The 19,401-nt window shown below is 64.2% G+C and carries 19 protein-coding genes; 8 read left to right on the top strand and 11 right to left on the bottom strand.

All coding sequences use genetic code 11. From position 1 onward, the window contains the following. Window positions 1-5: 5 nt before the first annotated feature. A complete protein-coding gene (locus tag QHC78_RS19795) occupies window positions 6-869 on the bottom strand; it encodes a ParB N-terminal domain-containing protein (protein WP_319747695.1) in 864 nt (287 codons plus the stop codon). A gap of 139 nt (window positions 870-1,008) precedes the next feature. Between QHC78_RS19795 and QHC78_RS19800 the strand changes: the two genes are divergently transcribed. Next, the gene (locus QHC78_RS19800; protein WP_319747653.1) at window positions 1,009-2,148 is read left to right on the top strand and encodes a branched-chain amino acid ABC transporter substrate-binding protein; all 1,140 of its coding nucleotides are present in this window, start codon (window positions 1,009-1,011) and stop codon (window positions 2,146-2,148) included. A 34-nt stretch (window positions 2,149-2,182) separates the two neighbouring features. Here QHC78_RS19800 and QHC78_RS19805 read toward each other — a convergent pair whose 3' ends face one another. From QHC78_RS19805 to QHC78_RS19835, 8 genes are all read right to left on the bottom strand, one after another. Next, window positions 2,183-2,917 carry an ABC transporter ATP-binding protein gene (locus QHC78_RS19805; protein ID WP_319747654.1) on the bottom strand — a complete coding sequence of 245 codons (735 nt, stop codon included), beginning with the start codon at window positions 2,915-2,917 and terminating at the stop codon, window positions 2,183-2,185. 2 nt (window positions 2,918-2,919) lie between these two features. After that, entirely contained in the window at window positions 2,920-3,723 is an 804-nt protein-coding gene (locus QHC78_RS19810) for an ABC transporter ATP-binding protein (RefSeq protein WP_413816495.1), read from the bottom strand. Continuing rightward, window positions 3,720-4,931, bottom strand: a complete 1,212-nt coding sequence (locus QHC78_RS19815; RefSeq protein WP_319747656.1) for an ABC transporter permease subunit — start codon at window positions 4,929-4,931, stop codon at window positions 3,720-3,722. The genes QHC78_RS19810 and QHC78_RS19815 overlap by 4 nt, the downstream gene beginning before the upstream one ends. A 10-nt stretch (window positions 4,932-4,941) precedes the next feature. After that, window positions 4,942-5,871: a branched-chain amino acid ABC transporter permease gene (locus QHC78_RS19820; RefSeq protein WP_319747658.1), complete on the bottom strand. Its 930-nt coding sequence runs from the start codon at window positions 5,869-5,871 to the stop codon at window positions 4,942-4,944. Window positions 5,872-6,025: 154 nt separating this feature from the next. Next, window positions 6,026-6,580 (bottom strand): disulfide bond formation protein B, encoded by a 555-nt coding sequence (locus tag QHC78_RS19825; protein ID WP_319747660.1) that lies wholly within the window; start codon window positions 6,578-6,580, stop codon window positions 6,026-6,028. A 10-nt stretch (window positions 6,581-6,590) separates the two neighbouring features. Next, window positions 6,591-6,746, bottom strand: a complete 156-nt coding sequence (locus QHC78_RS21170; RefSeq protein WP_413816496.1) for a DUF5993 family protein — start codon at window positions 6,744-6,746, stop codon at window positions 6,591-6,593. 20 nt (window positions 6,747-6,766) lie between these two features. Beyond that, window positions 6,767-8,137, bottom strand: a complete 1,371-nt coding sequence (locus tag QHC78_RS19830; RefSeq protein WP_319747662.1) for an HdeD family acid-resistance protein — start codon at window positions 8,135-8,137, stop codon at window positions 6,767-6,769. A gap of 224 nt (window positions 8,138-8,361) precedes the next feature. Continuing rightward, a complete protein-coding gene (locus QHC78_RS19835) occupies window positions 8,362-9,399 on the bottom strand; it encodes an Lnb N-terminal periplasmic domain-containing protein (protein ID WP_413816499.1) in 1,038 nt (345 codons plus the stop codon). A gap of 147 nt (window positions 9,400-9,546) precedes the next feature. Here QHC78_RS19835 and mutS point away from each other — a divergent pair, with 147 nt between their 5' ends. Both mutS and QHC78_RS19845 read left to right on the top strand, forming a co-directional pair. Next, window positions 9,547-12,246 carry a DNA mismatch repair protein MutS gene (gene mutS / locus QHC78_RS19840; protein WP_413816497.1) on the top strand — a complete coding sequence of 900 codons (2,700 nt, stop codon included), beginning with the start codon at window positions 9,547-9,549 and terminating at the stop codon, window positions 12,244-12,246. Beyond that, window positions 12,243-13,268 carry a hypothetical protein gene (locus QHC78_RS19845; RefSeq protein ID WP_319747664.1) on the top strand — a complete coding sequence of 342 codons (1,026 nt, stop codon included), beginning with the start codon at window positions 12,243-12,245 and terminating at the stop codon, window positions 13,266-13,268. The genes mutS and QHC78_RS19845 overlap by 4 nt, the downstream gene beginning before the upstream one ends. Before the next feature lie 61 nt (window positions 13,269-13,329). On the opposite strand, the gene QHC78_RS19850 is transcribed toward QHC78_RS19845, so the two are convergent. Beyond that, window positions 13,330-13,932 (bottom strand): FKBP-type peptidyl-prolyl cis-trans isomerase, encoded by a 603-nt coding sequence (locus tag QHC78_RS19850; RefSeq protein WP_319747666.1) that lies wholly within the window; start codon window positions 13,930-13,932, stop codon window positions 13,330-13,332. 86 nt (window positions 13,933-14,018) lie between these two features. On the opposite strand from QHC78_RS19850, the gene QHC78_RS19855 reads away from it, so the two are divergent. The 5 genes from QHC78_RS19855 (at window position 14,019) to QHC78_RS19875 (ending at window position 18,454) form a co-directional block, all read left to right on the top strand. After that, window positions 14,019-15,173 carry a cupin domain-containing protein gene (locus QHC78_RS19855; protein WP_319747668.1) on the top strand — a complete coding sequence of 385 codons (1,155 nt, stop codon included), beginning with the start codon at window positions 14,019-14,021 and terminating at the stop codon, window positions 15,171-15,173. 88 nt (window positions 15,174-15,261) lie between these two features. After that, window positions 15,262-15,555 (top strand): ArsR/SmtB family transcription factor, encoded by a 294-nt coding sequence (locus QHC78_RS19860; protein WP_319747669.1) that lies wholly within the window; start codon window positions 15,262-15,264, stop codon window positions 15,553-15,555. Between the two features lie 311 nt (window positions 15,556-15,866). Beyond that, entirely contained in the window at window positions 15,867-16,079 is a 213-nt protein-coding gene (locus QHC78_RS19865) for a hypothetical protein (RefSeq protein ID WP_319747671.1), read from the top strand. A 434-nt stretch (window positions 16,080-16,513) separates the two neighbouring features. After that, window positions 16,514-17,989 carry an aminotransferase class V-fold PLP-dependent enzyme gene (locus QHC78_RS19870; RefSeq protein ID WP_319747673.1) on the top strand — a complete coding sequence of 492 codons (1,476 nt, stop codon included), beginning with the start codon at window positions 16,514-16,516 and terminating at the stop codon, window positions 17,987-17,989. 24 nt (window positions 17,990-18,013) lie between these two features. After that, window positions 18,014-18,454 (top strand): RidA family protein, encoded by a 441-nt coding sequence (locus tag QHC78_RS19875; protein ID WP_319747675.1) that lies wholly within the window; start codon window positions 18,014-18,016, stop codon window positions 18,452-18,454. Between the two features lie 80 nt (window positions 18,455-18,534). Here the strand turns inward: QHC78_RS19875 and QHC78_RS19880 are convergent, their stop codons facing one another. Then, entirely contained in the window at window positions 18,535-19,320 is a 786-nt protein-coding gene (locus QHC78_RS19880) for an MBL fold metallo-hydrolase (RefSeq protein WP_319747677.1), read from the bottom strand. Window positions 19,321-19,401 lie beyond the last annotated feature (81 nt).

Consider the following 19,401-nt stretch of genomic DNA (forward strand, 5'->3'; position numbering starts at 1 on the left):
AGGTCTTATTCCTTGCCGCTCCGCGCTTCCTTGAGTGCTACGGCCAGGTTCGCCACCCTTTTCTTCAGCTCGGCGTTCTCGGCCCTGAGGGCACGGACCAGGCGTTGCAGTTCGTCCACATCCGTGCTTTCGGGAGGCAAGTCCCCTTGCGCGTCCTGCACCCCGCCCTCGGCCGCCGCACCGTCCGGCACCCGCAGCTTCGCTTTTTGCTCGCGCAACTGGCGGGCGGTTCGCCGCAGCCCTTCCTTTCCTTCGGCGACGGCGGCGACCTGCTCCTGGGCGGGCAGTGACGCGACGGCCGCGGCGGCGCTGATGGAAATGGTGCCGGATCTGACCGCCGCCACCAGTTCGGGAGCCGCCGCTTTCTGGATTTTCTCTATCTGGCTGACGGTGGCGGGGCTCAGCCGTGCCGCTTTCGCCACGGCCTGGCGCGTCGCCAGCGGCTGGGCTGCCCTGGCCGCCGGCTGCCCGCTGTCGGATGGCGCGGCGGGCGCCTGGTCCGGTCCGGGGGCGACGGACGCGGCATCGGAAGGGTTCGCCGCCACGCGCGCCTCCAGGATCTCCTTCTTGCGCAGGGCCAGGACGCCTCGCTGGAAATCGGAAATGCTCCGGCGGCCGAGATGATTGTCGATCATCCACAGCCGGACGTCATCCATGGACCGGAAAGTGCTGTTCTGCACCGTCCGAAACTCGATGCCATGCTTTTTGCAGATGCCGTAGCGATTGTGCCCGTCGACCAGCACATTGCCCCAGAGCACCAAGGCATCCCGGCATCCTTCGGCCAGCAGGCTTTTCTCCAGCGCCGCGTATTCGTCCGCGGTCAACGGATCGATATAGGCGCGCAACTCTTCGTTGATTTCTATTTCCATCGGGACCTTCATTGCGGATCGCCCGGCAGTGTAATCCACACCCTTCCCCGCGGCGCGCCGATGGGAGCATACTAAGGCCGCGACACGCCCGCCGCGGGCGGCCTTGGTCCCGTATCTGCCACCACAACAAAGGAAACCCATGAAGCATACGTTCCCCGCCGCCGCGCTTTTCAGCGGCCTCTTGCTCGCAGCAGGCGCCAGCGCCCAGGAGCAAATCGTCGAGATTGGCCACGTGGGTCCGATCACCGGTCCCGACGCCCATATGGGCAAGGACAACGAGAATGGCGCGCGCATGGCGGTGGAGCAGCTCAATACCAAGGGCATCACGCTCGGGGGCAAGAAAATCCGCTTCGAGCTGCAGGCCGAGGACGATGCGGCTGACCCCAAGCAGGCAACCGCTGCCGCCACCAAACTGGTCGACGCCAAGGTCGCCGCGGTCATCGGCCACCTGAATTCCGGCACGACCATTCCGGCCTCCAAGATCTATGCCGACGCCGGCATCCCCCAGGTATCGCCGTCTGCGACCAACCCCCGCTACACCCAGCAAGGATTCAAGACCGCGTTCCGGGTGGTGGCGAACGACGCGCAATTGGGCAACGTGCTCGGCCAGTACGCAGTCAAGACGCTGGGAGCCAAGAACATTGCGGTCATCGATGACCGCACGGCATACGGGCAAGGCGTGGCCGAGGAATTCGCCAAAGGCGTGAAAGCCGCCGGCGGCCGGATCGTCTCGAACCAGTACACCAACAACAAGGCCACCGATTTCAACGCCATCCTTACCGCCATCAAGGCGCGCCGGCCGGACGTGGTGTTCTTCGGCGGGATGGACGCCGTGGGCGGACCGATGCTGCGGCAGATGAAACAGCTGGGCATCACTTCGAAATTCATGGGCGGCGACGGCATCTGCACCGGCTCGCTGCCCGGCCTGGCAGGCGCTGGCCTGGGCGAGGAACAAGTGATTTGCGCCGAGGCGGGCGGCGTTCAGGAGTCCGAGAAAAAGGGCCTGGACGATTTCCGCGCCGCCTACAAAAAGCGTTACGGCATCGATGTGGTCTATAACGCCGCGTACGCCTATGACGCGACGATGGCCGTCGTCGCCGCCATGCAAAAGGCCGATTCCTGGGAACCGGGCAAATACCTGCCGGAACTGGCCAAGATCAGCTACAAGGGCATTACCGGCAACATTGCCTTCGACAGCAAGGGCGACCTGAAGGACGGGGCGCTGACGCTCTATACCTACAAGGGCGGCCAGCGCACGCTGCTCGCCGTTACGAAGTAGCTGCGGGTTTGCGGATCCGCGCCGGCGGATCCGCTCACTCCTCGCCCAGATAGGCCGACCGGATGCGCGGGTCGTCGAGCATGGCCGCGGCGGGGCCGCTCATGATGATGGAGCCGGACTCCATCACGTAGGCCCGGTGCGCCGCCTGCAGCGCCAGCCGCGCGTTCTGCTCCACCAGCAAGATGGTCACGCCCTGCGCGGACACCTCGCGGATCACCTCGAAAATCCGCTGCACCATCATCGGTGCCAACCCCATGGAAGGCTCGTCCAGCAGCAGCAGCCGGGGGCGGCACATCAGGGCCCGCGCCATGGCCAGCATCTGCTGCTCGCCGCCGGACAGGGCGCCGGCGGACTGCGACGCCCGCTCTTTCAGGCGGGGAAAAACCTGGTACCACCGCTCGATGTCCTCGGCGACCTGCCGCTTGTCGGAAACGGTATAGGCCCCCATCAGGAGATTTTCCTTCACGCTCATGCGCGCGAACACGCCGCGTCCTTCGGGCACCATGGCCAGCCTGCGCTCGAGCAGCTGGAAGGACTTCAAGCCCTTCAGAGGCTGGCCCAGATAATCGATGTGTCCTTCCACTGTGCTCCGGGGCAAGGTCCCCGTAATGGCCTTGAGGGTCGTGGTCTTGCCCGCGCCGTTGGCACCGATCAACGCCACCAGTTCGCCTTGGTGCACGTCCAGCGACACCCCCTTGAGGGCCTGGATGCCGCCGTAGGCCACCCGCAGGTCGTGGACGGCCAGGATGTTTGCAGATACGGTCGCCATCGTCAGCCGGCCCCCAGGTACGCCGCGATCACGGCCGGATCCTTCTGCACCGCGGACGGCGGGCCCTCGGCAATAACCCGTCCATGGTCCAGCACGGTGATGCGGTCGCACAGGCCCATGACGAGCTTGACGTCGTGCTCGATCAACAGGATGGTCCGGCCATCGTTCCGTATGCGTTGAAGCAGTTCGCGCAACGCCAGCTTTTCGGTGGGATTCATGCCCGCGGCGGGCTCGTCCAGCGCCAGCAACAGCGGATCGGTTGCCAATGCGCGCGCGATCTCGAGCCGCCGCTGGTCACCGTAGGAAAGATGGCGTGCGGTACGGTTCGCGAAGTGGCCGATGCCTACGAATTCGAGCAGCTCGCGCGCGCGGGCGCGGATGGCGGCTTCTTCTTCACGGGCTGCGCGGTGCCGGAATACGGCGCCGAATACGCCCTGCGAAGTCCGCACATGACGGCCCACCATCACGTTCTCGAGGGCCGTCATATCGCCAAACAGGCGGATGTTCTGGAAGGTACGGGCAATACCCGCCTTGGCCACGCGGTGCGGCGCCGACGGCGTATAGGCAATGCCGCGCAGTTCGAAACTGCCGGCATCGGGCGAATAAAGCCCGGTGATGACATTGAAGAAGGTGGTCTTGCCCGCACCGTTGGGGCCGATCAGGCCATAGATCTGCCCGGGCAGGATGCGTAGCCGGACGTCGGACAGGGCTTGGAGGCCGCCGAACCGCTTGCTTGCGCCGCGCACCTCGAGCAAGGGTTGCGCGGCCCCCGCGACAGCCTCTTCGGATACGGTGGCAGGCATCATGCCTTCACCTCGCCGACCGCTTCGTTGCCATGCGGATGATCGGCCTCGGGCCGGTCTTCCGGCCGGGGCGAGGGCCACAAGCCGGCCGGCCGAGCCAGCATGATCAACACCATGGCCAATCCATAGAGCAGCTGCCTCATTACTTCGGCATCCACCCATACCCGCCCCAGCAAATCCTGCTGCAGCGGCTCTACTGCATGCCGCAGCACTTCCGGCAGCGCCGCCAGCAAAATGCCGCCCAGCACGACGCCTGGAATATGGCCGATGCCGCCCAATACGACCATCGCCAGCACGGCAATGGACTCGGTCAAGGAAAACGACTCTGGGGACACGAATCCCTGGAACGCGGCGAACATCGCGCCGGCCACGCCTCCGAAGGTGGCACCCATGCCGAACGCGAGCAGTTTCACGTTGCGGGTATTGATGCCCATGGCCGCCGCCGCGACCTCGTCCTCGCGCAGGGCCACCCATGCACGCCCCAGCCGCGAATGCTGCAAGCGTACCGAGATGAAGATGCTGGTCGCGCACAATGCCAGGAAAAGAAAATAGTAGGCATTGACCGATGGCAGGCTGAAGCCCAGCACGTGCACGGTCGACCCCGATCCCGGCTCGCCCGCCAGCGACACGCCGAAGATGCGTACGGGATCGATCATGTTGATCCCTTGGGGACCATTGGTAATGTTGACGGGCCCGTTCAGGTTGTTCAGGAAGATCCGGATAATCTCGCCGAAGCCCAAGGTGACGATGGCCAGATAGTCGCCGCGCAGCTTCAGCGTGGGAGCGCCCAGGATGACGCCGAACAGGCCAGCCAGCAAGGCGGACAAGGGCACGATGACCCAGAGCGAAAGATGGATGCCTTCCTGGACGACCTGCGGGCCGAGAAGCCAGACCAGGAACTCGCCGATGGCCGGGTAGGTATTGACGAAAGATTCGATCACGGCGGCGAATTGGGGCGATGCCAGCAGGCCGGCCGTATAGGCACCGATGGCGTAGAAGGCGATGTAGCCCAGATCGAGCAGGCCGGCGAACCCCACGACAATGTTCAGGCCCAGCGCCAGCATGATGTAGAGCAGCGCCACATCGACGATGCGTACCCATGAGTTGCCGAACTGGCTGGCGACGAAAGGAAAGACCAGCATGACGACGAGCAGCGCAATCAGCCCGGTCTTCACCCGGCGAGGATCGCGGATGGCGAACGAAGGACTCATCGCGCGCTCCTCAGGCCCGGTCGGCGACGCGCTCGCCCATGATGCCCGACGGCCTGAGCGTGAGGACCGCCACCAGCACGATGAAGGCAAAGATGTCCTGGTAATTGCTTCCCAGGAACCCGCCAGTAAGGTCTCCGATATAACCTGCCCCGAGGCTCTCGATGAGGCCCAGCAGAACGCCTCCCAGCATGGCGCCATAGATGTTGCCGATGCCGCCGAGCACCGCGGCCGAGAAGGCCTTGAGCCCCGGCACGAAGCCCATCGCGAACTGCGTGGACGAATAGTTGGCGGCCCACATCACCCCGGCAATGGCGGCCAGCGCCGCGCCGATGGCGAAGGTGGCCACGATGACCCGGTTTGCATCCACGCCCATCAACCCTGCCACCCGAGGACTTTCGGCGGTGGCGCGCATGGCCCGTCCCAGCTTGGTTTTCTCGACCACCAGCGCCAGGCCGGCCATGGCTGCCAGGGCCAGCGCCAACAACAGGATCTGGGTGTGCGAAATCAGTGCCCCGGCAATCTCGACCGGCTCGGGCGAAAGCAGCTGCGGAAAGGGAATCGGGCTGCGGCCCCATATCATCATCGCAATGGTCTGCAGCAAAATGGAAACGCCGATGGCGGTGATCAGCGGCGCCAGCCGGGGCGCATTGCGCAGCCGCCGATAGGCCACCCGCTCGATCACCAGGCTGACGGCCACACAGACCGGAACCGCGCCCAGCATGGCCAGCGCCAGCTGTACGCCGCCCGGCAGATGCGGCGCGACGATTTCCAGCAGCCGCAGAATCGTGAGCCCCGCCATCGCCCCGATCATCAGGATCTCGCCATGGGCGAAATTGATGAGGTTCAGCACCCCGTAGACCATGGTGTAGCCCAGTGCGATCAGCGCGTACATGCTGCCCAGGACCAGGCCGTTGATGATCTGCTGGAGGAAAATATCCATGAAGCGGGCGCTCTCCCGAATAGTTGGCCACGGACCGCGCCACGCGCAGCCTTGCCCGCGGCAGCCGCCGCCGCGAGCCAGGGACAGATGGTCGCGTGTTAGCGCGGCCTAGTCAACGCCGGGTTTGCGATGCACCACATTGGGGGGTGGCCCGCTAGGAGAGCAGCTCGTAGCCGGTGGGATCCGCCGGGCAAATCCCGACTGAGCATTCCAACAGCGTAGACAATGCGTTGGCGGCGACCAGCAGGCCGAAGAGAACGACCACCGCCAACATGAACCGTCTCGCGGGCGTCGATGCCTGTCCTCGGAAATCGGACGGCTCGAACTGTCGGTCCAGCATCAGCACGATGGCGGTGCCGGCCACGATGGCGGCAAAGGCGATGAACGCCCAGGTATAGAAATGCAGGCCGAACAGCGGCGAGCCGTAAGCGCCGCTTCCCGGCACGATATGCAGCAGCGTCTGCCGCCCAGCCACCGCCGCCCCCGCCAGGCTGGAAAGAATGACCAGCGCGTAATGGCTGGGACGCGGCCCCAGCAGGATGTTCAAGGCGAAGCCGAAACCCGCCAGCACGAAGGCGAGTCTTTGCAGCAGGCACAGAGGGCAAGGCAGCTCGGAAAATACGATCTGGTCGAGGAATGCAACGCCCAGCAGGCCACTGATACCCAGCAGGGCAAGGGCATTGAGCAGAGCGGCGCGATACGCTGGCATGGCGCTCACCTCAGAACTGGAGACCGAGGGAGTCGGTCGCATGCAGGTGGAATAAAACCATCAACAGCGCAAAGGTCGCCGCCCACAGACCGATCGCCCACCCTCGGCGCCCCCGGAATGCGCAGAGCAGCCCAATGAAAAGCGTCGCGAAAGGCAGTGCCATCATTCGTCTACTCCCGCTGGGTATTACGACGTTTGCCTGGATTGGGCAGCCTCACGATCCTGCAACCGCCAGCTCTTGCGCATCTCGCTGATCTGCCGGATCGCCGCCTGGGATACCTTCCACCATCCAAACGGACGCGGATCGGCCAGCATGCTCATGGCCCGCGCGTAATCCAACGTGAGGCCGGGCGTCCACGCCATCGTCGTGGCACGCTTGCGGATCTGCGCCGCCACCCACAGCTCGGGCGTGGCCAGCAGGCGCAGGAACACGCGCGTGCGGTTGCCGGCCAGGCGTCCCACGGCCCCATCCAGTGCCGCGTCCAGCGCTTCGGAGACCGTGCTGGAGCAGTTGCGGTGCGTAAGGTTGTAGGTGGTGTTCTGGCGGTACTCGTCCCAGAACCTGGCCAGCTTGCGGGGATCGTAGTTGCGGATCCTCACCTGGACGTTCGACGGGCACCAGGCCTTGGACTCGGTCGCGTAGTCGGGCAGGAACCGCCCGGGAATGTTGTTCTCGGCGGTCGCTCGCAGCATGGATCCGAACTCGGTCGGCGAGTGGTCGATCTCCTGCCCGGGGTAGAGGCTGATGTAGATGCCCTCCGGCGACTCCAGGGCCGCGTGGCCGGTCGAAACGACGCCGTTCACGTCGACAGCCGCGATATAGCGGTTCACCACCGGGTAATTGCGCGTTTCGGTCTTGGCCGAGCCAGTCGGCGTCCAGACATGGACGGTCAGCGCCTTTTCCGTCGGCTCGGGAGGACCGTCCCATACCGTCTTGCCGCCCAGCCCTTCGATGCCCGAAGGCATGAAGTCGGGATGGTCGTTGGCCACGAACGCCGGATTCGACGAGAGCCTGCGCACGCGGGCCGCGAGGGACAGCAATTTCACGCCGGCAAAGAACAGGAAGATGCCGAGGCAGAAGGGCAAGGTACCGACGTAGTGGGTGGGATACGGCTGGAAGAAGAAGATCGCGATCAGGATCTCGACGACGCCGGCGGCAAACACATAACGCCAGCGCGGGTACCGCACCACATAGCTGGCAATGCACTGGATCAGCCCGTCGATGAGGAACAACAGGCCGAAGATCATGGACAGCAGGAAGTTGCCATGGTGATGGCCGGCCAGGATCAGGGCCCCCGCGACCAGCACGAAGCCTCCCTTGGCATAGCGCAGTACCCGCTGGCCGCCCACGCCGGTAGAGGCGATGGCCAAGGTAGCCAGCCCCTCGATAATGAACAGGATGGCAAAGAACTCCATGGGGAAGGACCTGGCGCCGACCCAGGCATCGACGAAGAGCGCAATGCCGGCCACCAGGAAAACGACGCCAGCGACGACCAGGGTGCGGCTGCGCTTGCGCAGGTACTCCACTCCCAACAGCAACAGGATTAGTTGAACCATTTAGCGCCCCGTCTCTATAAGCGCCGATGATAGCCATCCCGGACTCTTCTTGCCCCCGGCCTCCCGGAAATTTCGTTCGGAATTTGAAGTTGCGGTCATTTTTTGACAGACAGGTGCGAACTTAGAAAAACAAGACCTGGTTATCTTGCTCCCGGATGATGACGGCCAGCGCCGGCTCATACCCTGCCTCCAGGCAGAGCCGCACGCTTTCTCGCATCGCGCGCTCAAAGGCGGGTCCACCGTCCCTGCCGCGCAGGATGACAGGAAGGCCCGATGCCCGGCACGCCGCGCCGGATATCGCTCGAGAAGCGCTCCAGGTCGACGTTGGCCCGCGCTCGATCGGTATAGCGGCCCAGCCGGCGATACTCCGACACGCTGCCCGCGCCTTCCAGCGCGCCGAGGTCGTACAGGTACTCCGGCAGCAAGCCGGAAGCCAGCAGGCGATAGTCCATGGGCAGCCCCGGCACGATCCTATCCACCATCTTGTAGACGATGGTGGTGCAATTGGCGGTAATGGTGTTGTAGAAGCGCGGTTTGCGCACCAGCGCATTGGCCTCGTCGAGGTAGGCCAGGAACAGCGAACGCATGGCCGCCGGCGGCATACGTACCCGGTACAGGTAGCCGTCCTCGCCCCGCATATTGGTGCGCACCCGCAGAATGTCCCGCTCGTCGGCCGCCACGATGCTCAATTCGTACTGGCGGAAGAATCCGCCGATCTCGGAGAACTTGTCGCCCTGCTTGCGCCGGATCTCTACCGAGAACACCACATACTGCCCATCGTCGAAGCCGAATGAGACCAGCGTATGCGCAATGGTGGCGTGGGACCAATAGGACAGCGCCATATCCACCGATCGCAGCCGCGACAGGTCGTACCGGCGGGTTTCCCAGCGTACGTCGAAGTCCTGCGCGCTACGCCAGTTGAAATTGCGCACGTTCTGCAGCGTGACGATCTCGCCCTGGACCTCCCCGTGGGTCTGCTGGGCAACGTCGGGAATCCAGTTGCGGTCGTTGGAAGGACGGACGCTGCGCCACCACAGCGCCAGCGCGGCCACAGCCGCCAGGAAAACCACGGTGAGCGCCACCCGCACCGTAGACCAGCCTGGCAGAAACAAGCTGGCGACGAAGGCACACGCACACGCCACCCATAAACCGACGGCGATGCCGGCTCGCCGGCGCCCCCCCGGGGCTTGTACCCACAACGCCAGCGCCCCCCATGCCATGGCAAGCACAGTGGCCGCGATCAGAACGATCAGCACGACTATCACAATCTCCGGAATGCGGGACGGCGATCCCTGCCCGCCCATGAGAACAATCGGCACAGTTTCTTCGCGCCAGCCATAAAAAGCTACACTGACGCGTGAGTTTTGATGGGTTTTTGATAGGTGCCAATAGTTTTGAAAACTGAGTCGATGACATCCCTGAACAAGTCGGCCAACAAGGAAATACAGGGCGCTTCGCAAAGCAGTCCGGCCCTGGCGACGGGCGCCCCATCCGCCCATACGCCCATGATGCAGCAGTACCTCCGGCTCAAGGCCGAGGCCGGCTCCATGCTGCTGTTCTACCGCATGGGGGACTTCTACGAACTGTTCTACGACGACGCGGAAAAGGCTTCGCGCCTGTTGAACCTCACCCTGACGACGCGCGGCTCCTCCAACGGCGCACCGATCCGCATGGCGGGGGTGCCGTTCCACGCCGTCGAGCAATACCTGGCCCGGCTGGTCAAGCTGGGGGAATCGGTTGCCATTTGCGAACAAATCGGCGATCCGGCCGCATCGAAGGGGCCGGTGGAGCGCCGGATCGTGCGTATCGTGACGCCCGGCACGCTGACCGACGAGGCGCTGTTGCCGGCCAAGGCCGACCGGGCGGTGGCGGCGGTCCATCCCGGCAACGGCAAAACGCGCGGCAGCGCCGGCCGGGTCGGCATCGCCTGGCTGAACCTGGCCAGTGGCGAATTCCGGCTCACGGAATGCTCCCCGGCCCTGCTGGCCACCGAACTGCACCGCATTGCCCCGGCGGAAATCATCCTCGCCGAAGGACAGCCCTTGCCGGCAGACTACACCGCTCCTATCAGCGCCGTGCCCTTATGGCACTTCGAGACCAGCGGTGCCCGCCAGCAGTTGCTGGGCCATTTCGGGACCGACTCGCTGGCCGGCTTCGACGTCGAGGACATGCCCGAGGCGATCTGCGCCGCCGGCGCATTGCTCCGGTACGTCTCGCACACCCAGTCGCAGGCGCTGGCACACGTGCAGCAGCTGACGGCCGACCGCCCCAGCCAGTACGTGCTGCTCGACCCGGTCACGCGGCGCAACCTGGAACTGACGGAAACCCTGCGCGGCGAAGAATCGCCTACGCTGTTCTCCGTACTGGACCACTGCCAAACCCCCATGGGCAGCCGGCTGCTGAGACGCTGGCTTCATCACCCGTTGCGCGACAACGCGCCCGCTGCGGCCCGCCTGCGGGCCATCGAGACGCTGCTGGATGGCGGCGATCCGCGCGTGCTGCAGGAAGCGCTGTCGCCCTTGCCCGATGTGGAACGCATCGCCGCGCGCGTCGCGCTGCGCTCGGTGCGGCCGCGCGAGCTCGCAAGCTTGCGCGATGCTCTGGCGCAGTTGCCACTTTTGCACGCCATGGTGCTGCGGCTCGCGGGCGAGGGTTCCATGCTGTCGGCCGAACCTCAGGCCCGCCTGCCCGAGCTGGCGGCTCAATTGTCGCCCGATCCTGCCATCGGCGAGCTGTTGGCGCGCGCCATTGCCGCCGAGCCTGGCGTGAACGTCCGCGATGGGGGGGTCATCGCCGCCGGCTTCGACACCGAACTCGACGAGTTACGGGCGCTGGAATCGCATAGCGGCGATTTTCTCGTACAACTCGAGAAGCGCGAGCGGGAACGCACCGGCATCGCGAACCTGCGCGTGGAGTTCAACCGGGTGCACGGCTTTTTCATCGAAGTCACCCGAGGCCAGACCGACAAGGTTCCGGACGACTATCGCCGCCGGCAAACGCTCAAGAACGCCGAACGCTATATTACGCCCGAGCTCAAGACCTGGGAGGACAAGATACTGTCGGCCCAGGACCGCGCCCTGGCCCGCGAAAAATGGCTGTACGAGCAGGTCCTGGACGCGCTGGCACCCCACGTACGTGCGCTGACCCGGACCGCGGCGGCCCTGGCCGAGATCGATGTCCTGGCCGCCCTTGCCTTCCATGCCCGCAACAACGACTGGGTCGCCCCGGAACTGCTCGACGGCGCGGAGGTCCGGATCGAGCAGGGCCGCCACCCGGTGGTCGAGCGCGTCATCGAGCGCTTCACGCCGAACGACTGCAAGTTGTCGCAGACCCGCCGCATGCTGCTCATTACCGGCCCCAACATGGGGGGCAAGTCGACCTACATGCGGCAGACAGCCCTGATCGTACTGCTGGCGAGGATAGGCAGCTTCGTGCCGGCACGCGCGGCGCGTATCGGCCGCATCGACCGTATCTTCACCCGCATCGGGGCAGCGGACGATCTGGCTGGCGGCCGGTCGACCTTCATGATGGAAATGATAGAAGCCGCCGCCATCCTCGCCTCGAGCACATCGGACAGCCTGGTATTGATGGACGAAATCGGCCGCGGTACCTCGACCTACGACGGGCTGGCCCTGGCCTGGGCGATTGCCTTCCAATTGGTCTCGCAGAACCGTGCGCTGACGCTGTTCGCCACCCATTATTTCGAATTGACGCGGCTGCCTTCGGTGCGTCCGGAAGTGGCGAACGTCCACTTGGCGGCAGCGGAGTCGCACAAGGGTATCGTCTTCCTGCACGAAGTCCGGGAAGGGCCGGCCAGCCGAAGCTATGGTATACAAGTGGCGCAACGCGCAGGTATCCCGTCGGCGGTCGTACGCATGGCACGCCGCGAACTGGAGAAGCTGGAGATGCAAGGCGCTCAGGTCCCGCAAATGCCCCTCTTTGCCCCACCACACGACGAAGCCGACGAAGAACGGGCCAGGCACGAGGCCCGGGAACAGGCCTTGGACGCCGTGCGCGAAGCGCTAGACGGGATCGACCCCGACCGGCTGAGCCCGCGCGAAGCGCTGGACGAACTCTACCGGCTCAAGAGCCTGGCCCAGCCCCAATGAGGGTCCCCGCGCCCCGCCGCTTCCACCTGGCTCGCCGCCTCGGGCTGCCGGCGGCGCTGGCCTTCGCGCTGCTGGCGCCGGCGCACGGCTCGACCAACCCCGAGTCGCCCTACGCAGCGCGCCAGGGCTTCGCGTTCGCTTTGCTGAGCAACCTTCCCTCACGGGAAGCCGACGAAGATGTCGTCGCTCAGTTGCTCACCCAATTCGGAACCGAAACCGACCTGGTCATTCATACCGGCAACATCAAGGGGCGCAACGAGCGCTGCGACGATGAAACCTACGCCCAGCGACATGCGCTGCTGAACCAGAGCCCGGTGCCGCTCGTACTCGTGCCAGGCGAAAACGACTGGGCCATCTGCGACCGCCCGGAGGCGGGCCAGTACGGCCCGGTCGAACGGCTGAACCGGCTGCGGGAACTGTTCTTCGAACCGGACAATTCGCTCGGCATGCTGACCCTGGACTTGCAGCGGCAGAGCGAAACCGTCCGATTTCGCGGCTATCCCGAGAATGCCCGCTGGGAGTACGGCGGCATTCTGTTCGTCACCCTCAACGTGCCGGGCAACCGGAACAATTACCGGACCGGTGCGGGACGCAACGGAGAATACGAAGAACGCATCCAGGCGGATGCATCGTGGCTGCGGCAGGCCTTCGCAGCCGCCAGCCGGCTGAAGACCCGCGGATTGGTCGTGGTCTTTGCAGCCGACCCGCTTTTCGGGGGCGACTACCGCATCGCCAACGGCACCGATCCCTATGCCATGCTCAAGGCCGACCTGGCCAGGCTGGCTTCGAAATACGCTGGCAAGGTGCTGGTCGTGCATGGCATCCACGTGCCGCCCTCCATGCCGCGCCCCGACCATCCGCTCAAGTTCAACGGCAAGGTCCTGCGGAACGTCACGCGGGTCAAGACCTACGGGACCACCCATCCGGCATACTGGACCAAAGTCAGCGTGGAACCGGGCAACAAGGACGTGTTCCGGATCGAAACGCTCAACATGGCGCCCCGCCCGCCCCAGCCTCGCTGACACGGATGTGGCCGGCCCGGCCCCTGCCGTAGCACTGCGCGCCTTGCGGCGCGGCGGTGCTTCAGTGGAGCGTGCCGGGCGTGCGACGAGCCTCGATCATGGCATCCATGACCTCGTCGCTGTCGTCGTCGCTGTCGGCGTAGCCTTGCTCGATCTCTTCCGGATCGGCCTGCCGCACGGCCAGGAGCTTGATGCGTACCCGCAGCGCCATGCCGGCGAAGGGATGATTCGCATCGAGCACCACCTTGTCGTCCGTCAGGTCGGTGACCGCGAAGATCAATGCATCCTCGTGGCTCCCGCCGTCGTCCGGATCGACCACGGTGTCGTCCCCGCCGTCGATGCTGCCGGGCACGCCTTCGAATTGCATGCCGACCTCGAGCGGCTCCGGAAAACGCGAACGCGGCTCGACCCGGAGCAACTCCGGATCGTAGTCGCCGAACGCATCGTCGGGCTCGAGATGGAAGGTCTGCTCGAAGCCGGCCGTCTTGCCTTCGATACCGTCGTCGAGGCGAGGCAGCAGGCTATCGTGCCCGCGATGCAGGAAACTTACGGGGCCGCCGCTATCGTCGAGCGCTTCCCCATCCGTACTCATGATCCAGAACTCGACCGTAACGACGGTATTTTCGCCGACGGCCAACGATGGATCGCTACTGGAAGCGGTCATAATCTTGGTTTCCCGTATACGTTGGTTGGCCGGATATTTTACAGGCTGCTCCCGGCAAGAGCCCGTGGTTCCTTCCTTTTTTCCTGATGAAGCCCGACACCCCCACCCCGCTTCTCGGCGGCCTGACGCCGACCCAATTCATGCAACGCCATTGGCAGCGCAAACCCTTGCTGATACGCGCTGCCTTCCCGCATTTCCGGCCGCCGCTTTCCATCCCCCAGGTCAAGCGGCTCGCACGCCGGGACGATGTCGAATCCCGGCTCGTGTGGCGGGAAGGCGGGCAATGGCAGATGGAACAGGGCCCCTTTTCCCGCCTGCCGGCCGCGCGCGAACCGGAATGGAGCCTGCTCGTGCAAGGCGTCAACCTGCACGATGATGCCGCCGCCGAACTGATGGCCCGGTTCCGCTTCATTCCCGATGCTCGCCTGGACGACGTCATGATCAGCATCGCCAGCGACCGCGGCGGGGTGGGGCCGCACTTCGACAGCTACGATGTATTCCTGCTCCAGGGCGCGGGGCGCCGCCGCTGGCGCATCGGCCGTCAGCAAGATCTGTCCCTGGACCCGGCCGCCCCCCTGAAAATATTGCGCCGCTTCGAACCCACGGAAGAGTTCGTCCTGGAGGCGGGCGACATGCTGTACTTGCCGCCCGCCTATGCCCACGATGGCGTGGCCGAAGGCAACGACTGCATGACGATTTCCATCGGCTTTCGCTCTCCGTCACTGGTTGAGCTGGCCCGGGGCATGCTCGAATTCGCCTCCGATACCTTGTCAGAACGCGCGCCACCATCCCTGCGCGGCCATTATGCCGACCCGCGCCAGCCCGCCGTCACGCAACCGGCGGCGCTGCCGGAAAGCCTGGTGCAGGCAGCGGTCTCAGCGACCTTGGCCGTGCAGTTCGATGCCGCGCTGGCCTCGCGCTACCTGGGATGCTGGTTGACGGAGCCCAAGCCGGAAGTAGTCTTCGATGCGGCGGACCCCGACACGCTGCCGGATCTAACGCTGGACTGGCCGGCTGCCGGGACGCTGGTGCTCGACCGTCGCAGCCAGATGATTTATCGCGACAAAATGCTGTTCATGAACGGCGAACAGGCTTGCGTTGCGGCCACCGCCGCCTTGCGCAAACTGGCCGACGATCGCCGCCTGGCATGCGACGCACCAGCCTGCGCGCGGCTCGATACCGCCCAGCGCGCTGCCTTGCAGGAATGGCTGGAAGCCGGCTGGCTGCACTACCGGCCCTGACTCCCAACACGGTAAAAATCCTTCAGCCGCCCTCAAAAACAGCGGATATATAATCCGACAGCCGGCGATATTAACCGGTCCCCCAGTCATGGATCTCGACGCCATCATCAAGGCGCTGGCGCATCCGGTGCGGCGCGATATTCTTCAATGGCTCAAAGAGCCGGAAAAACATTTTTCCGGCCAGGAGCATCCGCTCGAGGTCGGTGTTTGCGCCGGAATGTTCGAACGTTGCGGATTATCGCAATCCACCGTATCGGCCCACCTGGCCACGCTGCAGCGTGCCGGCCTGGTTACTACCCGCCGGATCGGGCAGTGGGTGTTCTACAAGCGCAACGAAGAAACCATAGCCGCATTCCTGGCGCGGCTCGAACAATCCCTATGATTTCACCCAACGGGCAGCCGAAACACCGGCTGCAGGCCAGCGCATCGACTCATGCCGGCCCATTCCTGCAGAAAACGTTGCGTCAAACACTACAAACCGAAATCGTTACGCACATTATTGACCAAACTGATACACAAATTGCTTACGTGAGACTTACTTACGGGCGCCACCATGGAAAATACCTAGGGACGCTGATAGAATTTCCCTGTGCTCGAATAACGGCAGCCTCAGCAAAGCCTTGTTTGGGTAATAACGGAAATAGCGCTATTTCTGGTTTGTGTGACGACTGATACCTCAAAGGAAAAGAGATCATGAAGAAGACCCTGCTCCTGGCCTCGCTGCTTGCCATCACCCTGTCGGCTTGCGGTAAGAACGAAGAAGAAGCCGCTCCGGCCACCGAAACCACGCCGCCGGCCGTGACCACCCCCGCTGAGCCCGCCACGCCCGCCCCGACCGAGCCTGCTACCCCGGCTCCGACCACGCCGGCTGACCCGGCTGCTCCGGCCGCCCCGGCTCAGCAGTAACCAACCGGGAAACCCTCGCCGCACCGAACCCCCGCTGGTCCAGGGTTTCCACAAAACAGGCCGCTACCGGCGGCCTGGCACAAAAGCCCCTTCGGGGGCTTTTGTCGTTTCCAGAACCCGCTTTTCAAAAGCCGCGCAATAACCTCACCCCCATCCTCCCCCTTTTGGTGCAATGCGGCCTCGTCCATCCATCCCCTTTACAGTCCCCCTTTCCTGGCTTAACGTAATCAACCTTAAATTCAGCTGAAAGAACCGGTTTCTTTTTCCATATGGAGGAGTGAGCAAACACATCATTACTTCGAAGCGATAAGGGTTGGCCTTCTGTCGAAGTTGGCCACGGCTTGACCATTGCTTTTGCATAACCGAGGAAGTCGTTACAGACACTGCGGCCGACGCCCGCGGCGATGGCAGCAGATTTGCTTGGAGATAAAGAAATGGAAGTCGAATCAGTCCCGCAGTCCCCCGCCTGTCCCTCCTCTCCCTCCCCCTCTTCCCCTCAATTCGAATTATTTCGCCCGCAGCGCCGCGAATTCATGCGTTTCGTCGGCGTAAGCTCCGGCTTGGCCATGCTCGGTCCATTGGCAGGCTGCGGCGATAGCAATGCACAGAGCCAGTCCGCCGCCGATACCTTGCGAGACACGCTGACCCGGGAATCGGGATTCTGGGCGGACGTACGCGCGCGTTTCGTCCTGGATCCCAATTTCACCTTTATGAACGTAGGCACCTCCGGCTCCATGCCGCGCGAGGTTCTGGACCATTACTCGGAAGAAAACATGGCGGCCGCAGTCTCGGCTGCCGGCGGCTACGGCAACTTGCTGGAAGAGCGGACGCGGGTCGCGCCGGGATTGGGCGCCGACCCTGACGAACTGGTGTTTTCCTACAATACCTCGGCGGGCATGTGCGTCTCCATCCTGGGCCTGGATTGGCAGCGCGGCGATGTCGTGGTCACGACCAATCACGAGCATGGTGGCGGCAACACACCGCTGAACATCGCGCGCGATCGCTATGGCATCGAAATCGAGCGCGTGGCGCTGCCGACCGGCGACAACCAGACGCCAGGCCAGTACCAAGAGTTGTTCGACAACGCGGTGTCCGCGTTGAAGGCAAACGGCCGGCGCGTGCGCGCCATGATGTGGTCCTCGCCCACCTACCTGACCGGCACCATGCTTCCCATCCGCGAACTGATGGAAGTCGTCAAGAAGCACGAACTCATCAGTATCGTCGACGGCGCCCACCTGCCTGGCATGATGGCGTACGACTATCGCGAACTCGGCGTGGATTTCATGTCGGGAGCCGGCCATAAATGGCAATGCGGCCCCGGCTCGACGGGCATCCTGTACGTCCGCAACAAGATCCGCCCCTCCAACCCGCTGCCGCTGCCCAGGTTCTGGCCCATCACATCAAGCAGCTTCTCGCCGGCACCGCCGGAGTGGCATAACCGCGCCCAGGGCGCCGAGCCCACCTACAACATCGCCAACGCGCTGCAAAGCCTGGGTAGCCTGAACGTTCCGATGTTCCGCTCGCTGACCAGGGCCTGTGAAATCTGGGACCAGATCGGCCGGCAGAAAATTCAGGAGTATGTGCTGAACCTGAGCCTGTACCTGAAGGAACGGATCGTCGAGAAGTGGGGCGCGGAAAGCCTGTATTCGCCTCGTCACCGGGACCTGTTGTCGGCGTTGACCTCGTTCAATCCCTTCATCAACCCGGCCGATGTCATGACGGCCAAATCGGGCCAATTCGTCACCCGCTTGCGGGACAAAGGCTTCATCGTGCGCAACACCAGCACGCCTGTGATCGGCCAGGCCACCAATCACCAGCCCATCCGCATCTCGACCCACCTCTGGCACAGTGCGGAAGACATCGACCGGCTCATCGATGCCATGTGGACTACGGCGCAGGAAATGCGCTGATCGACGACGACTCTAGGGGGAAACATGAAAAAGCTCGCTGCCGTACTCGCTTTGTCCGCTGCCGCTTTGCCGGCGCTTGCCCAGCAAAGCGTCATAGCCACCAAGAACGCACCCGAAGCCATCGGGCCATACTCCCAGGCGATCAAGGTCGGCAATACGGTCTACCTATCGGGACAGATCCCTATCGATCCCAAGACCGGCAAGCTGATGAACGAGGCGTCCATCGAGGAACAGACGACGCTGGTGCTGGAGAATCTGAAGGCGGTGCTGGCCGCCGACGGATTGACCATGGCCAATATCGTCTCGACCACGGTCTATATGAAAGACCTCGACGACTTCGCCAAAATGAACACGGTCTATGCCACCTATTTCAAGGACAATCCCCCGGCACGCGCGACGGTACAAGTGGCACGCTTGCCGCGGGACGTGAGTATTGAAATCGGTGCGATCGCGGTCCACCCCTGAGTCGTCCCGGCCCGGGGCACTTTCCCGGGCCCCCTTCCTCCAGCGGAGCAATGCCGCCTGGCCGGGCAACGCGCCCGGCCCTAGCGTACCCGCAGTTCCACCCAATCGAACCCGATCTCTTGGTGGGCGACCCCGATGTCCACGGGCTGGCATCCCAGCACCTGCGCCAGCGCCGCCTGCGCCAGGTGCGGCGCATTATTCTTCTTACTCAGGTGCGCGGCGTGCAGGAACTTCAGGCGTGAGCGATCGACCGCGCGCAACACGTCGGCCGCGGCAGCATTCGACAGGTGGCCCAAGCGCCCCGCAATCCGGTATTTCAGGGAAACGGGATAGTCGCTGCGCGCCAGCATGTCGGGGCAGTGGTTGCACTCGAGCACCAATGCATCGCAACCCGACAGCGTGCGATGGACATGGGGCGTCCCCTCGCCCAGGTCTGTCAGTACCCCCAGCCGCCATTGGCCGTCATCCAGCACATACTGGACCGGTTCGCGGGCGTCATGCGGAACCGGAAACGGCTGTACACGCAGTCCGCCGATGGAAAATGCGATATGGCTGTCGCAGCAGACGGCCGTCATCCCCTCCGGGATGCGAGCGGCTACCGCGGCACGGGTCCCAGTGGTGAGATAGACAGGAACCCCATGGCGGCGCGCCAGACGGAAAACGCCGCCTATGTGGTCGCCATGTTCATGCGTGACGAGGATGCCGTCGAGGGATCGGGGCTCGACACCGCGCTCCAGCAACCTGCGCTCGATCTCCCGCAGGCCGAATCCGCAGTCGATCATGACGCGAGTCGTGGACACGCCCTCCCTGGCTTCGACCACGAGCGCGTTGCCCTCGCTGCCACTGCCCAGACTGGTATAGCGCATCAACCCGGCAACGCCCCCATTCTCATGGAGCCACCGCTTTTCCCTGGCGCGGCGGAGCGAGCTTCGCCGCCCCGGATCGGC

This window comes from Pigmentiphaga sp. (assembly GCF_033795525.1).
GTDB lineage: Bacteria > Pseudomonadota > Gammaproteobacteria > Burkholderiales > Burkholderiaceae_B > Pigmentiphaga.